13 protein-coding genes are annotated in these 13813 nt (G+C 58.3%); 7 read left to right on the forward strand and 6 right to left on the reverse strand.

Annotated elements, in window-relative coordinates:
- Nucleotides 1-45 precede the first annotated feature (45 nt).
- Together nrdB and yfaE are read left to right on the forward strand one after the other, a co-directional pair.
- Entirely contained in the window at nucleotides 46-1176 is a 1131-nt protein-coding gene (gene nrdB / locus QMG44_RS11550) for a class Ia ribonucleoside-diphosphate reductase subunit beta (RefSeq protein WP_014170966.1), read from the forward strand.
- On the forward strand, nucleotides 1176-1430 hold the full coding sequence (gene yfaE, locus QMG44_RS11555) for a class I ribonucleotide reductase maintenance protein YfaE (protein ID WP_014170967.1): 255 nt from the start codon (nucleotides 1176-1178) through the stop codon (nucleotides 1428-1430). Before nrdB ends, yfaE begins: the two co-directional genes overlap by 1 nt.
- Before the next feature lie 47 nt (nucleotides 1431-1477).
- Here yfaE and glpQ read toward each other — a convergent pair whose 3' ends face one another.
- Together glpQ and glpT are read right to left on the reverse strand one after the other, a co-directional pair.
- Nucleotides 1478-2530, reverse strand: coding sequence for a glycerophosphodiester phosphodiesterase (glpQ, locus tag QMG44_RS11560; protein ID WP_079231843.1), 1053 nt, complete (start codon nucleotides 2528-2530; stop codon nucleotides 1478-1480).
- A gap of 11 nt (nucleotides 2531-2541) precedes the next feature.
- On the reverse strand, nucleotides 2542-3894 hold the full coding sequence (gene glpT / locus QMG44_RS11565) for a glycerol-3-phosphate transporter (RefSeq protein WP_025203601.1): 1353 nt from the start codon (nucleotides 3892-3894) through the stop codon (nucleotides 2542-2544).
- Nucleotides 3895-4149: 255 nt separating this feature from the next.
- Here glpT and glpA point away from each other — a divergent pair, with 255 nt between their 5' ends.
- The 3 genes from glpA to glpC are packed head-to-tail and all read left to right on the forward strand — an operon-like array spanning nucleotide 4150 to nucleotide 8172.
- Nucleotides 4150-5778, forward strand: coding sequence for an anaerobic glycerol-3-phosphate dehydrogenase subunit A (gene glpA / locus QMG44_RS11570; protein WP_032678599.1), 1629 nt, complete (start codon nucleotides 4150-4152; stop codon nucleotides 5776-5778).
- Nucleotides 5768-6985: a glycerol-3-phosphate dehydrogenase subunit GlpB gene (glpB, locus tag QMG44_RS11575; protein WP_086532274.1), complete on the forward strand. Its 1218-nt coding sequence runs from the start codon at nucleotides 5768-5770 to the stop codon at nucleotides 6983-6985. Before glpA ends, glpB begins: the two co-directional genes overlap by 11 nt.
- Nucleotides 6982-8172, forward strand: coding sequence for an anaerobic glycerol-3-phosphate dehydrogenase subunit GlpC (gene glpC, locus QMG44_RS11580; protein WP_020883157.1), 1191 nt, complete (start codon nucleotides 6982-6984; stop codon nucleotides 8170-8172). Before glpB ends, glpC begins: the two co-directional genes overlap by 4 nt.
- A 33-nt stretch (nucleotides 8173-8205) precedes the next feature.
- Here the strand turns inward: glpC and QMG44_RS11585 are convergent, their stop codons facing one another.
- The 4 genes from QMG44_RS11585 to tctD all read right to left on the reverse strand — a co-directional run bounded on the left by QMG44_RS11585 (nucleotide 8206) and on the right by tctD (nucleotide 12239).
- The gene (locus QMG44_RS11585) at nucleotides 8206-9405 is read right to left on the reverse strand and encodes a nicotinamide mononucleotide deamidase-related protein YfaY (RefSeq protein WP_014170973.1); all 1200 of its coding nucleotides are present in this window, start codon (nucleotides 9403-9405) and stop codon (nucleotides 8206-8208) included.
- Between the two features lie 94 nt (nucleotides 9406-9499).
- Entirely contained in the window at nucleotides 9500-10039 is a 540-nt protein-coding gene (locus tag QMG44_RS11590) for a YfaZ family outer membrane protein (protein WP_020883156.1), read from the reverse strand.
- Between the two features lie 129 nt (nucleotides 10040-10168).
- Nucleotides 10169-11578: a sensor histidine kinase gene (locus QMG44_RS11595; RefSeq protein WP_086532273.1), complete on the reverse strand. Its 1410-nt coding sequence runs from the start codon at nucleotides 11576-11578 to the stop codon at nucleotides 10169-10171.
- Nucleotides 11565-12239 (reverse strand): transcriptional regulator TctD, encoded by a 675-nt coding sequence (gene tctD / locus QMG44_RS11600; RefSeq protein ID WP_014170976.1) that lies wholly within the window; start codon nucleotides 12237-12239, stop codon nucleotides 11565-11567. Before tctD ends, QMG44_RS11595 begins: the two co-directional genes overlap by 14 nt.
- A gap of 150 nt (nucleotides 12240-12389) precedes the next feature.
- Between tctD and QMG44_RS11605 the strand changes: the two genes are divergently transcribed.
- Together QMG44_RS11605 and QMG44_RS11610 are read left to right on the forward strand one after the other, a co-directional pair.
- Nucleotides 12390-13370, forward strand: a complete 981-nt coding sequence (locus QMG44_RS11605) for a tripartite tricarboxylate transporter substrate binding protein (protein ID WP_014170977.1) — start codon at nucleotides 12390-12392, stop codon at nucleotides 13368-13370.
- Between the two features lie 11 nt (nucleotides 13371-13381).
- The gene (locus QMG44_RS11610; protein WP_014170978.1) at nucleotides 13382-13813 is read left to right on the forward strand and encodes a tripartite tricarboxylate transporter TctB family protein; all 432 of its coding nucleotides are present in this window, start codon (nucleotides 13382-13384) and stop codon (nucleotides 13811-13813) included.

A 13813-nucleotide genomic window follows, 5' to 3' on the forward strand; every position in this document is an offset into this window, starting at 1 on the left:
GCGGGGATATCCCCGCCTTTATTTCGTAAGACAGGACTCCAATTCATGGCATACACCACCTTTTCACAGACGAAAAACGACCAGCTCAAAGAGCCGATGTTCTTCGGGCAACCGGTCAACGTGGCACGCTACGATCAGCAAAAATATGACATCTTCGAAAAGCTGATTGAAAAGCAACTCTCCTTCTTCTGGCGCCCGGAAGAAGTTGACGTCTCTCGCGATCGTATCGATTTCCAGGCGTTGCCGGAGCACGAAAAGCATATCTTCATCAGCAACCTGAAGTACCAGACGCTGCTGGACTCCATTCAGGGCCGTAGCCCGAACGTGGCGCTGCTGCCGCTGATCTCCATTCCGGAGCTGGAAACCTGGGTGGAAACCTGGGCGTTTTCTGAGACCATCCACTCCCGCTCTTACACCCACATTATCCGCAACATCGTTAACGATCCGGCGGTGGTGTTTGACGATATCGTCACTAACGAGCAGATCCAGAAACGTGCTGAAGGTATTGCGCACTACTACGACGAACTGATCGAGATGACCAGCTACTGGCATCTGCTGGGCGAAGGCACCCACACCGTGAACGGCAAAACCGTCACCGTGAGCCTGCGTGCGCTGAAGAAACAGCTTTACCTGTGCCTGATGAGCGTTAACGCACTGGAAGCCATCCGCTTCTACGTGAGCTTCGCCTGCTCCTTCGCGTTTGCGGAACGCAAGCTGATGGAAGGTAATGCCAAAATTATCCGTCTGATCGCCCGTGACGAAGCCCTGCACCTGACCGGCACCCAGCATATGCTGAACCTGCTGCGCAGCGGTACAGACGATCCGGAGATGGCTGAGATTGCCGAAGAGTGCAAACAGGAGTGCTATGACCTGTTCGTGCTGGCCGCTCAGCAGGAGAAAGAGTGGGCAGATTACCTGTTCCGCGACGGCTCCATGATTGGCCTGAACAAAGACATCCTGTGCCAGTATGTTGAGTACATCACCAACATCCGTATGCAGGCGGTCGGGCTTGAGCTGCCGTTCAAAACCCGCTCTAACCCAATTCCGTGGATCAACACCTGGCTGGTATCCGATAACGTGCAGGTTGCGCCACAGGAAGTGGAAGTCAGTTCTTATCTGGTCGGGCAGATTGACTCTGAAGTTAATACCGACGACCTGAGCGACTTCCAGCTCTGATGAGCCGCGTAACGCTTAGCCTTTCCGGTACCGAAGTGCTGTGCCGGGAAGAACACCCTTCCCTGTTGATTGCGCTTGAGGCGCATCAGGTTGAAGTGGAGTATCAATGCCGCTCAGGCTATTGCGGCTCATGTCGCTGCCGTTTAGTCGCCGGACAAGTGGACTGGCTGACCGAACCGCTGGCCTTCATCAACGAAGGTGAAATTTTGCCCTGCTGCTGCCGGGCAAAAGGCGATATAGAGATTGAGATGTAAACCGCCCCTCCGGGCGACATAAAAAAGGGCCTTACGGCCCTTTTTTTTTACTTCAAAAACTGCACGGCTTTATCGGGGAAATCGGTGAACAGCCCGTCCACCCCGGCCTGGTTATACAGCACGTCGTACAGCTGGTTGACGTCCGTCGCATAAGCCGGTAGCTGGTCCGCACGCACCGTATACGGATGAACCTGCATATGACTGGCGTGCGCCTCTTTCACCATTGCCGTCAGCTTGACGTGGCCTGGCGTTGAGCCTTCCGCCACCAGCATATGGTAATCTGGTCCGATACCGTCGGCGTACTGCGCGATCTGTTTCATTGCGCCCGGCTTAAACATCCAGTCGTAGTTGTAATTCATCCACGTGCCGTCGGGCTGTTTCTCCTGAGTTTCATTCCAGTCGGTGTAGGCAATCAGCTGTACCAGATTGAGATCCATCCCTCTCTTTGGCGCCAGCTCGGTTTTAATGCGCTTCAGCTCAGCGGCGTCAAAACACTGCAGATAGACTTTGTCGCGCTTGCTGGTATAGCCGTACTTTTTCAGCACGTCCAGCGTCTTCGCGGCAATGTCCTTCCCTTCCTGATGGTGGAACCACGGCGCTTTTATCTCCGGGTAGATGCCGATGTTTTTCCCGGTTGAGTGGTTCAGTCCCTGAACAAACTCAATCTCTTCTTCGAAGGTATGAATGCGAAAATCAGATTTACCCATCGGGAAACGTCCCGGATAGACCTGCACCTTCTTGCCGTTTTCAACCTCGAAGCCCTCGGTAAACTTCAGCGAACGAATCTCATCCAGCGTAAAGTCAATGGCGTAGTAGCGACCATCTTTGCGGGCGCGGTCCGGGAAACGCTCAGCCACGTCCGTCACGCGGTCAAGATAGTGGTCATGAAGGACGACCAGCTGATCGTCACGGGTCATCACCAGATCCTGCTCGAGATAATCTGCCCCCTGCGCATAGGCCATCGCTTTTGCCGGGAGCGTGTGCTCTGGCAGATAGCCGCTTGCGCCGCGATGGGCGATAACCATTTTCTCGTTAGCCAGCGCTGAGCCTGTCATCAGGCCCGCCAGCAGCAAGCCCGTTGCTACGTAAGTTAATTTCATCAGCCTTCTCCTTATTGACGACGCGCCTGCATTTCGGCGTGATGACGTTTTTCACCAATCATCACCACAATCAACAGCAGCACCGCCAGCACGCTACCGCCAATCATCACCATAAAGCCGCCGTCCCAGCCGAAGAAGTCAACGGTGTAGCCCACAATGGCACTCGCCGCGACCGAACCGCCCAGGTAACCGAACAGACCGGTAAAGCCGGCCGCCGTACCTGCCGCTTTCTTCGGCGCCAGCTCCAGGGCATGCAGACCAATCAGCATAACCGGGCCGTAAATCAGGAAGCCAATGACGATCATACAGGCCATATCGATTGACGGGTTACCCGGCGGGTTGAGCCAGTAAACCACGGTGGCAATGGTCACCAGCGTCATAAAGAAGACGCCCGTCGCACCACGGTTACCCCGGAACACTTTGTCCGACATCCAGCCGCAAATCAGCGTCCCCGGGATCCCGGCGTACTCATAGAGGAAGTAAGCCCAGGAGGATTTATCCAGCGCGAAATGCTTCACCTCTTTCAGATAGGTAGGTGACCAGTCGAGGATGCCGTAACGCAGCAGGTACACGAAGACGTTGGCCACCGCGATATACCACAGCAGTTTGTTGGGCAGGACGTACTTCATGAAGATCTGTTTGGCCGTCAGCTCTTCTTCATGCTGCTCGCTGTAATCATCCGGATAGTCGTTTTTGTACTCTTCAATCGGCGGCAGGCCACAGGACTGCGGAGTGTCACGCATCAGGGCGAAAGCGATAACCGCCACCAGAATGGCACCAAAGGCAGGCATATAAAGCGCGGCTTTCCAGTCGTTAAACCACGCCATCCCCAGCAGGAACAGCAGAGGTGGAATACCACCACCGACGTTATGCGCGCAGTTCCACACCGACACGATGCCGCCACGCTCTTTCTGCGACCACCAGTGCACCATGGTGCGCCCGCACGGCGGCCACCCCATTCCCTGGAACCAGCCACAGAGGAACAGCAGCACGAACATCACGGCGATGCTGGAGGTTGCCCATGGCACAAAGCCCATGAACAGCATCACCGCTGCCGCCAGGATCAGACCCGCAGGCAGGAACACGCGTGGATTCGAGCGATCGGACACTGAACCCATGATGAATTTGGAAAAACCGTAGGCGATAGAGATCCCCGACAGCGCGAACCCCAGATCGCCACGAGAAAAGCCCTGCTCCACCAGATACGGCATGGCGAGCGCAAAGTTTTTACGTACCAGGTAGTACGCCGCGTACCCGAAGAAGATCCCCAGGAAGATTTGCCAACGCAGACGACGGTATAGCGGATCAATTTCTGCCTCTGGCAGACGCGCCCGATGCGGCGCAGGTTTGAAGATACTGAGCATGACAGCCTCCGTGGCCAGGTATTGAATTTACAGGGGTTTAACTGCCCCACACTCCAGAGAGGCGGCGATGTTAAGAAATCACGGTGATTGTTACTGTGAATCAACGCACAAATTGTTACAGAAATATGACAATGTGCGCAGAAAAGCGCATGGAATCACGTTTCACTTTCGAATTTCGTTCGTTTATGTTCGAAATCAAACAAACCACAGTTTTGATGTGGCTAAATGGTAAAAAACGAACACAGAGGGATAACAATGACAATTCACGATCCTCGCTACAGCGATGTGATTATCATTGGCGGTGGCGCGACCGGCGCCGGCATCGCACGCGACTGCGCCCTGCGTGGGCTGAGCGTCACGCTTCTGGAGCGCCATGACATTGCGACGGGCGCAACCGGGCGCAATCATGGCCTGCTACACAGTGGTGCCCGTTACGCGGTGACCGACCCCGAATCCGCGCGGGAATGCATTGCTGAAAACCAGATCCTCAGACGCATTGCCCGCCACTGCATTGAACCGACCAACGGTCTGTTCATTACGCTTCCCGAAGACGATCTCTCATTTCAGCCAACCTTTGTGACCGCCTGCCGCGCTGCAGGGATTGAGGCTGACGTCATCGACCCCGAACTCGCGCGTCGCCTGGAACCGTCTGTCAACCCGGCCCTTATCGGTGCGGTGAAGGTCCCGGACGGCACGGTTGACCCTTTCCGCCTGACCGCCGCGAACATGCTGGACGCCCGTGAACACGGCGCACAGGTTCTGACCGGGCAGGAAGTGACCGGGCTTATCCGGGAAGGGAACCGCGTCTGCGGCGTACGTGTTTTTGATACGCAGTATAAGGAGCATGGCGAACTGTACGCCGCCGTGGTGGTCAACGCGGCGGGGATCTGGGGGCAACGCATCGCGGAGTACGCCGAGCTGTCTGTGCGCATGTTCCCGGCAAAAGGCTCGCTGCTGATCCTCGACCACCGCATTAACAACCACGTGATCAACCGCTGCCGCAAACCTTCTGATGCCGACATCCTGGTGCCGGGCGATACCATTTCGCTTATCGGCACCACCTCAACCCACGTGGACTATAGCGAGATTGATTACAACCGCGTGACCGCCGACGAGGTGGATATCCTGCTGCGCGAAGGGGAAAAGCTGGCTCCCGTGATGGCGCAGACCCGAATTCTTCGCGCCTATGCCGGCGTGCGCCCTCTGGTGGCGAGCGATAACGACCCGAGCGGGCGCAACGTCAGCCGTGGCATCGTGCTGCTCGACCACGCCGCGCGCGATGGCCTGGACGGGTTTATCACCATCACCGGCGGCAAGCTGATGACCTACCGCCTGATGGCCGAGTGGGCAACCGATGCCGTCTGCCGCAAGCTGGGTAATAGCGAACGGTGTGTGACCGCAGAGCAACCTCTGCCCGGCTCGCGTCAGTCCACCGAGAAAACGCTGCAAAAAATCATCTCCCTTTCCGCCCCCCTGCGCGGTTCCGCCATCTATCGCCACGGAGACCGCACGCCGGTCTGGCTGGGGGAAGGACGGCTGAGCCGTAGCCTGGTGTGTGAATGCGAAGCCGTCACGGCGGGTGAAGTGCAATACGCCGTGGAGAATCTGACCGTCAACAGCCTGCTTGATTTACGTCGGCGCACCCGCGTGGGCATGGGCACCTGCCAGGGTGAGCTGTGCGCCTGCCGTGCCGCCGGGTTGTTACAACGTTTTCATACCACCACTGCCACCCAGTCGCTGGCACAACTCAGTGATTTCCTGAACGAACGCTGGAAAGGCATTCAGCCTGTCGCCTGGGGTGATGCCCTGCGTGAAAGCGAGTTTACCCGCTGGGTCTACCAGGGGCTGTGCGGTCTTGAGAAGGAGCAACAGGATGAAATTTGATACCGTGATTGTCGGTGGTGGGCTGGCGGGTCTGCTCTGTGGTATCAGGCTAACGAAGCAGGGGCTGCGCTGCGCCATCATCACCCGGGGCCAGAGCGCACTGCACTTCTCGTCGGGTTCGCTGGATCTGCTGGATGAGGCATATCGCGATGCCCTGCCGCCAGAGCATCCCTATAACCTGACGGGCAGAGACACCGTCGACCGCTTCGCCCATGAAGCCGAAACCCTTCTGGCCGAGTGCGGCGCACGGCTGCAGGGTAACGCCCGGAAAAATCATCATCGGGTTACTCCGCTCGGCACCCTGCGCTCTGCCTGGCTCAGCCCGGAAGAGGTGCCTGTTGCCCCCTTCAACGCAGGACGGGTCCTGGTCGTGGGTATTAGCGGTTTTCTTGATTTCCAGCCCCACCTCGCTGCGGCATCGCTCTGTCGCCAGGGTGTGAACGCACAAACGGCTGAGATAGAGCTTCCTGAGCTTGACGTCCTGCGCGACAACCCGAGCGAGTTTCGCGCGGTGAATATTGCCCGTTTTCTCGATAACGACGATAAATGGCCGCTGCTGTATGCCGCGCTCCGGCCACTGGCCGAAGGTTGCGACACGCTGTTTATGCCCGCCTGCTTTGGCTTAAGCGACAACCGGCTCTGGCGCTGGCTCTCGGATCGCCTGCCCTGCTCGCTTGGCCTGCTGCCGACGCTTCCCCCTTCTGTCCCCGGCATTCGCCTGCATACCCAGCTTCAGCGGCGGTTTATCGCTCAGGGTGGCGTGTGGATGGCGGGTGACGAGGTGAAAAAAATCACCCTGACGAATGGCTCGGTGAGCGAAGTCTGGACGCGTAATCACGCTGATATTCCGCTTCGCGCGCGTTATACGGTGCTGGCAAGCGGCAGTTTCTTCAGCAACGGGCTGCTGAGCCGTCGGGACGGCATCCAGGAGGCCATTATGGGGCTGGATGTCCGGCAAACGCCCTCCCGCGCGGACTGGTATCAGAGTGATTTCTTCACCCCACAACCCTGGCAGCAGTTCGGCGTGATTGTCGATAAGCAACTGCACCCGCAACGTTCTGGTCAGCCGGTCAGTAATCTCTATGCCATTGGCTCTCTTCTGGGGGGGTACGATCCTATCGCTCAGGGTTGCGGCGGCGGGGTCTGCGCCATCACGGCGCTGTATGTGGCAGAGCAAATTGGCCAGCGCATGGAGGCTGAGCAATGAACGATACCCGGTTTGAAAGCTGCATCAAATGCACAGTTTGTACCACCGTCTGCCCGGTCAGCGGTGTGAATCCGCGCTACCCGGGCCCGAAACAGGCCGGGCCTGACGGCGAGCGCCTGCGTCTTAAAGACGGTGCGCTGTACGATGAGGCGCTGAAATACTGCATCAACTGTAAACGTTGCGAAGTGGCCTGTCCGTCGGACGTGAAGATTGGCGATATCATCCAGCGAGCCCGCGCGCGTTACAGCACGCAAAAGCCGTCCCTGCGCGATGCGATCCTGAGTCACACCGACCTGATGGGCAGTGTCTCCACGCCTTTTGCCCCGCTGGTGAATGCTGCAACGTCTCTCAAGCCGGTGCGAAAACTGCTGGATGCGACGCTGAAGATAGACCACCACCGCAGCCTGCCAAAATACTCTCACGGTACCTTCCGACGCTGGTATACATCCGTGGCAGCGGAACAGGCGCAGTACACCGATCAGGTCGCGTTCTTCCACGGCTGCTATGTCAACTACAACCACCCGCAACTGGGAAAAGATCTGCTGAAGGTACTCAACGCGATGGGGACCGGCGTGCAGCTCCTGAATAAAGAGAAGTGCTGCGGTGTGCCGTTGATTGCCAACGGTTTTACCGATAAGGCGCGCAAACAAGCCAAAAGCAACGTCACGTCCCTGCGCGAGGCCATCGTTGATAAAGGAATTCCGGTACTGGCCACCTCGTCCACCTGTACCTTCACCCTGCGTGATGAGTATCCGCACCTGCTGGACGTGGATAACACCGGTCTGCGCGAGCACATTGAGCTGGCGACGCGTTTCCTGTGGCGCAAACTGGACAGCGGGCAGACGCTGCCGCTGCGGGAACTACCGCTGAAAGTGGTGTATCACACACCGTGTCATATGGAGAAAATGGGCTGGTCGCTCTATACGCTTGAGCTGTTGCGGCTCATTCCGGGGCTGGAGCTGACGGTGCTGGACTCGCGCTGCTGCGGCATCGCGGGCACTTACGGCTTTAAGCGAGAAAACTACGAAACGTCACAGGCGATCGGCGCCCCGCTGTTTCGCCAGATTGAAGAGAGCGGCGCAGATATCGTGGTCACCGACTGCGAAACCTGTAAGTGGCAGATAGAGATGTCTACCAGCAAGCGCTGCGAGCATCCGATCACTCTGCTGGCGAAGGCGCTGGGCTAAACCGTGCCGGGGCAAAACGCCCCGGCAAAGGCATCACTCAACAAACAGCGATTCGACAACATTAATCCAGCCGTGCTCGCTGGCCACCTCTTTACCCTTCAGCCAGCGGCGCAGCATGTTCAGCGCCATCATGGCGCAGACCTCCTGACGTACCGCCAGACTGTGGCGGGTAATGCTCATTTTAACCCGCAAAGCATACGTGCCTTCCGGCGTCGCCAGCGCAAAGTTGAGATGTTCCTCATCCAGCCCCCCCACAAACAGCGCCAGGCCAGCAAAATGTTTCACCCTTCTTTCCGAAGCCCAGCGCGCGGTCTGCGCCAGCGTTTCCTGCTGAAACGGCACCACTTCACTGGCCAACAGCGGCGCACTGGCGCGCGACAGCTGTAGCGCCAGCAGGCCGCCGGTGAACTGTTCGCTTAAGGTCACGCTCAGCTGCCGAGACTGCAGATGTGACGCAATCTGCGCCGGCAGCCCCTCGGTGCCTTCAAAGATCAGGCTTTCACCGGCCACGCGCTGCACCTCCGGCCAGAGCGCCAGCATCGCCGCCTTCTCTGAGGCCGGCCCTGTCAGCTTGAGTTCAATGATAGGCATGGAGGAGCGGTAGCCCATTGAGACACCGGGTGGCAGGGAGAGATGATCAAGACTCTGGGCCAGATCGCTTTCGGAACGGCCAAACGTGGTCAGACGCAGGCAGAGCGGAGGCTCAGGCAGGGTAAAACGTTCGCGAAGGCGCGGCAGGATCTGCTGCTCGACCATCACTTTAAATTCTGACGGTACGCCCGGCGTGAAGAACATCAGGCAGCGGTTCAGCGTAATGGCAAACCCACACGCGGTACCCACGGGGTTATCGACCAGTTCGGCGCTGGCGGGAATTTCCGCCTGCTTGCGGTTGCTGGGAGCCATAACACGGCCACGTTCGGAGAAGAAACGCTCCATCTGTGCCAGCCACTCTTCATGCAGCACCAGCCCTTCACCTTTTGCGGTCGCGGCGGCCAGGGCGCTGAGATCGTCGCTGGTGGGACCGAGCCCGCCGTTCACAATCAACACGTCGGCGTGTTCGCTACGCTCGCGCAGCACATTCACCAGTGACTCAAGATTGTCGCCCACCGTATTGCGGCGCGTTAACGGTAATCCTTGCTCAAAGAAAAGATCGGCAAGCCAGGCAGCATTGGTATCAATAATTTGTCCATGCAGCACTTCGTCGCCGGTGGATAACATCTCCACGTTAATCATTGTGTTCTCCCGCTTATATGGTCAAAACACTATAGCGCAAATGGATGTCGGGAGAAGAGAGAAACTGGCGCGACAGAATGCCGCGCCGGCGTGATTAGAACCCTGCGCTGACCCCCACGTACGGACCGTCAGCCAGTGCGTTGTCGCGGTTGCCGTCTTTACCCGCCAGGTTCAGATAGCGATAGCCTGCTTCAATCGTAATCGGACGCATGATGGTCCAGCGCGCGCCCGCGTTGGCTTCTTCATAGCTGTCGATACCGCTGGAGAGCGAATCCGGTGAGTAGTAATACTCGCCGAACAGGCCGAAGCTATCGCCAATTTTCCACTGCAGGCCGCCGCCTACCGCCGCCGCGTAACCTTCATCACCGTCGTTCGGGTTAGTGTAAATCCCCTTACCGCCCACGGTAGCCAGGAACGGGCCAAGCGGAATGTTCAGACCCAGGCCGAGGCTTGCCGCATCGCCATCGTCATCGTTATGTGTCCAGCCGCCGGTCATCGCCAGACCGGAGGTCTCGGTCCCAAGGCCAAAGCCGAGGTGAGTATAATCCTGACCCGCCGAGCCGTTGAAGCTGATGGCGTTCGCCGCCGAAGAAACAACCATCAGGCCTAAGCCCACTAATGCCACTTTTTTCATTGTCGTGATCCCGCACAATTTTATAGAGAAGTCCCAAAACCGCGAGATTTTAACCTGAGTCGCCCGGGGATCAAGCACTCTGCGTGCGGCAGGCGAGTAGTTTGTAACGATTTGATACCCTGTGTTTTTTTACGTGAGCAGCAGAAAACGCATTTTAACGCTCAGGCCACCCAGCGTTTCGCTGCGCGTCAGATGCAAAGGACTTCGGTGCAGACGGGCAATATCAGCGGCCAGCGCCAGCCCGATCCCTGACCCGGCGGCATCTCCGACGTTATCCAGCCGGTGGAAAGGCAGCATCGCCTGCTGGATCTGGTCCTCTTCGATGCCCGGACCACTGTCCTCCACGCTCAGCTCAACGGCGCCCTGGTCCGTTCGCAGGAACACGGTCACCGTCCCTTCTGCAGGGGTATATTTGATCGCATTCTCCAGCAGGTTGGCGCACAACTCCCCCAGCAGCACGTCATCGCCTTCGATCATAACCGGCTGCTGCCGACCGTCATAGCCCAGGTCAATCGCTTTACTGCGCGCCTGCGCCAGCCGGGAGAAGCAGCAGTTTTGCACCACCTGAACCAAATCCACCGGCGCAAACTGGCCCTCCCCCTGCTCCTTACGCTTCACCGCGGAAAGCTGCAGCAGCCGTTCGGTCAGTACAATGGTGTCATCCAGGGTCGCATTCATTGCCCGCAGGCTCTCCTGCCACAGGGCGGGATCCTGACGCATCAGGGCAACGGAGACCTGGGTTTTCAGCACCGCCAGCGGGGTTTTGAGCTGATGCGAGGCATCCGCGTTGAAGCGTTCCTGACGCGACAGCACGCCGCGCAGCCTGTCGATATAGCGGTTGAACGCCACAATCAGCAGCCGGGTCTCAGACCAGGGCAACAACTCCGGCAGCGGCGCGAGCAGGCCTGGATCACGACGCACCATCAGCGAAGAGAGCTGGCGCATTGGGCGCAGTACGCGACGCAACAACCACGCGGTCAACACCAGGGTCAGCAGCACCAGCAATCCCTGAGAGACCCATGATGAAAAGAGCAACTGACTGGCGAGATAGCGGCGGGACTGGAGCGTCTCCGCAACATAAATCTCCGCCATGCCGACGATATTCCCTTCATTGACGGGCTGCAGCAGACGCGCGACACGGATCGCCTGCCCGCGATATTCGGTGTGATAAAACCAGGCCAGCGCCGGATAGAGCGTGGTGCGGGATGTTGCCGGGGGCATCCGGGGCAGATCGTCATAACCAGAGATCACCCGCCCGTCGGGATCGACCACTTTATAATAGAGCCGGTCGTTCATATTGAGTTCAAAGCTGTCGAGCACCACCCAGGGTACATTCACGCCCAGCCTGCCGTCGTGAACCTCCAGCCGTTCCGATATTGTTCGGGCAGAGGATAACAGCGTGCGGTCGTAAGCCTGCGTGGCCGCCTGCAATGCGCTGACATAGCTGTTAAATGCCGACAACCCCCACAGCAACAGCAACGGAAGCCCAAGAAACAGCAGCAGTTGCAGGTAAAGCGACTGCGGCTTAACCCACCTCATCGCCGCACTCCAGCACATAACCCAGTCCGCGAAGGGTGGTGACCCTCACGCCGCTACCGCTGAGCTTTTTGCGCAGACGATGAATATAGAGATCGATACTCTCCGGGCTAACGTCGTCATTCAGGCTAAACACCTGATCGAACAGCTGCTGCCGGGAAACGGGCCGGGTCCGGCGATGCATCAACACCTTCAGCAGCGACAGTTCGCGCGGCGTGAGCGACAGAGGCTCGTCGCGCAGCAGGAAAAAGCCTTCGTCGTCATATTCCAGCTCCCCAAGGCGCTGACGCTCCTGCGTTCGCCCTTCGCTTCTGCGCAACAGGGCGCGCAGCCGCGCGTCAAGCTCCTCCAGCTCAAACGGTTTCGGCAGATAATCATCCGCCCCGGCGTTGAGCCCTTTCACCCGGTCCGCCACGTTGCTGCGCGCGGTGAGAAACAGGACGGGCAGCGTCTGACCGCGTTTACGCAGACGATGCACGACCTCCAGACCGTCAAAGCCGGGCATTCCGATGTCCAGGATGGCAACCGCATAGCTTTCTCCCTGCAGCAGATGGTCGGCGGCGCGCCCGTCAGAAACGCAGTCCACGGCAAAGCCCTCCTGCACCAGCGCTTTCTCCAGCCAGTGAGCCAGCTCACGATTATCTTCCGCGAGTAAGAGACGCATATCACATCCTGTAAAGTTGGTGTCGCATTGAAAGGGAAATGAAAGGTTATTGTTTTAACAATCACGCAACGGAACCGCTACAAGGTGGTTCACATAATCAGAAAAAAGACCCGTACCCGTACTCCCGGAACTCCGGCGTGAGGATAAACGATGAAAAAACAACTACTTTCGACTCTTGCTGCAAGCGTATTGATGATAAGTGCCTCTGTCGTTCAGGCGCAGGATGCCCCGTCCCGCACCGAGTGCATCGCGCCGGCGAAACCCGGCGGCGGTTTCGATCTCACCTGCAAACTCATTCAGGTCAGCATGCTGGAGACCGGCGCTATCGCAAAACCCATGCGCGTGACCTATATGCCCGGCGGTGTGGGTGCCGTTGCGTACAACGCGATTGTCGCGCAACGCCCTGCGGAAGCCGGCACGGTGGTGGCTTTCTCCGGTGGCTCGCTATTGAACTTGTCTCAGGGGAAGTTTGGCCGCTACGGCGTGGATGATGTGCGCTGGCTGGCAACCGTCGGTACCGACTACGGCATGATTGCCGTGCGCGCGGATTCACCGTGGAAATCCCTGAAAGACCTGCTGACCGCCATGGAAAAAGATCCGAACAGCGTGGTGATTGGCGCCGGTGCCTCCATCGGCAGCCAGGACTGGATGAAAGCCGCCCTGCTGGCACAGCAGGCGAAGGTTGATCCTCACAAGATGCGCTACGTGGCGTTTGAAGGGGGCGGCGAACCGGTGACGGCGCTGATGGGAAATCACGTTCAGGCGGTATCCGGCGATCTCAGTGAAATGGTGCCCTACCTGAACGGCGATAAAATCCGCGTGCTGGCGGTCTTCTCTGAGAACCGCCTGCCGGGCCAGCTGGCGAACGTCCCTACCGCAAAAGAACAGGGTTATGACCTGGTCTGGCCGATTATCCGCGGTTTCTTCGTCGGGCCAAAAGTGACCGATGCCGAATATCAGTGGTGGGTCGAAACCTTCAATAAACTCCAGCAGACCGAAGCGTTTAAAAAGCAGCGCGATCTGCGCGGGCTGTTTGAGTTCAACCTGAGCGGCAAACCGCTGGATGAGTACGTCAAAAAACAGGTCAATGACTATCGCGAACAGGCGAAAGCCTTTGGCCTTGCCAAATAACCGGAGGCGGTATGAGCGATCGTATTTTTGCCGGGATTTGGCTGCTGCTCTGCGTCGGTGGGATGTTCGTCGCCTGGCAGATCCACAGCGAGTACAGCTATGAACCGGTGGGGCCGCGCCCCTTCCCGATGGGCATTGTTGGACTGATGCTGCTCTGCTCAGTGGCCCTGCTGCTCCGTCATCCGGATACCGTAGAGTGGCCACCGCGCCGTATTCTGCAGCGTCTGCTGGTGATGGTCATTGTTCTGCTGATGTACGCCTGGGGTTTTGAGTGGCTCGGCTTTCCGGTGGCAACCGCCATCCTGACGATGGTGATCGGCATGCTGTTTAACGCCACCCTCCCGGCGGCGGGGATTTCCGGCGCGGTAATGGGGGTCTTGCTGTGGTTTGCCTTTGACCGCCTGCTGGATGTGACCTTACCGCTCGGCGCATGGTTTAATTAA

Origin of the sequence: Enterobacter sp. 200527-13, assembly GCF_027924865.1 — a bacterium.
GTDB lineage: Bacteria > Pseudomonadota > Gammaproteobacteria > Enterobacterales > Enterobacteriaceae > Enterobacter > Enterobacter ludwigii.

What these genes read in the sequence shown, in the direction of transcription:
- nrdB (WP_014170966.1), top strand. Translation starts at nt 46, where the DNA reads ATGGCATACACCACCTTTTCACAGACGAAAAACGACCAGCTCAAAGAG.
- yfaE (WP_014170967.1), top strand. Translation starts at nt 1,176, where the DNA reads ATGAGCCGCGTAACGCTTAGCCTTTCCGGTACCGAAGTGCTGTGCCGG.
- glpQ (WP_079231843.1), bottom strand. Translation starts at nt 2,530, where the DNA reads ATGAAATTAACTTACGTAGCAACGGGCTTGCTGCTGGCGGGCCTGATG.
- glpT (WP_025203601.1), bottom strand. Translation starts at nt 3,894, where the DNA reads ATGCTCAGTATCTTCAAACCTGCGCCGCATCGGGCGCGTCTGCCAGAG.
- glpA (WP_032678599.1), top strand. Translation starts at nt 4,150, where the DNA reads ATGACAATTCACGATCCTCGCTACAGCGATGTGATTATCATTGGCGGT.
- glpB (WP_086532274.1), top strand. Translation starts at nt 5,768, where the DNA reads ATGAAATTTGATACCGTGATTGTCGGTGGTGGGCTGGCGGGTCTGCTC.
- glpC (WP_020883157.1), top strand. Translation starts at nt 6,982, where the DNA reads ATGAACGATACCCGGTTTGAAAGCTGCATCAAATGCACAGTTTGTACC.
- QMG44_RS11585 (WP_014170973.1), bottom strand. Translation starts at nt 9,405, where the DNA reads ATGATTAACGTGGAGATGTTATCCACCGGCGACGAAGTGCTGCATGGA.
- QMG44_RS11590 (WP_020883156.1), bottom strand. Translation starts at nt 10,039, where the DNA reads ATGAAAAAAGTGGCATTAGTGGGCTTAGGCCTGATGGTTGTTTCTTCG.
- QMG44_RS11595 (WP_086532273.1), bottom strand. Translation starts at nt 11,578, where the DNA reads ATGAGGTGGGTTAAGCCGCAGTCGCTTTACCTGCAACTGCTGCTGTTT.
- tctD (WP_014170976.1), bottom strand. Translation starts at nt 12,239, where the DNA reads ATGCGTCTCTTACTCGCGGAAGATAATCGTGAGCTGGCTCACTGGCTG.
- QMG44_RS11605 (WP_014170977.1), top strand. Translation starts at nt 12,390, where the DNA reads ATGAAAAAACAACTACTTTCGACTCTTGCTGCAAGCGTATTGATGATA.
- QMG44_RS11610 (WP_014170978.1), top strand. Translation starts at nt 13,382, where the DNA reads ATGAGCGATCGTATTTTTGCCGGGATTTGGCTGCTGCTCTGCGTCGGT.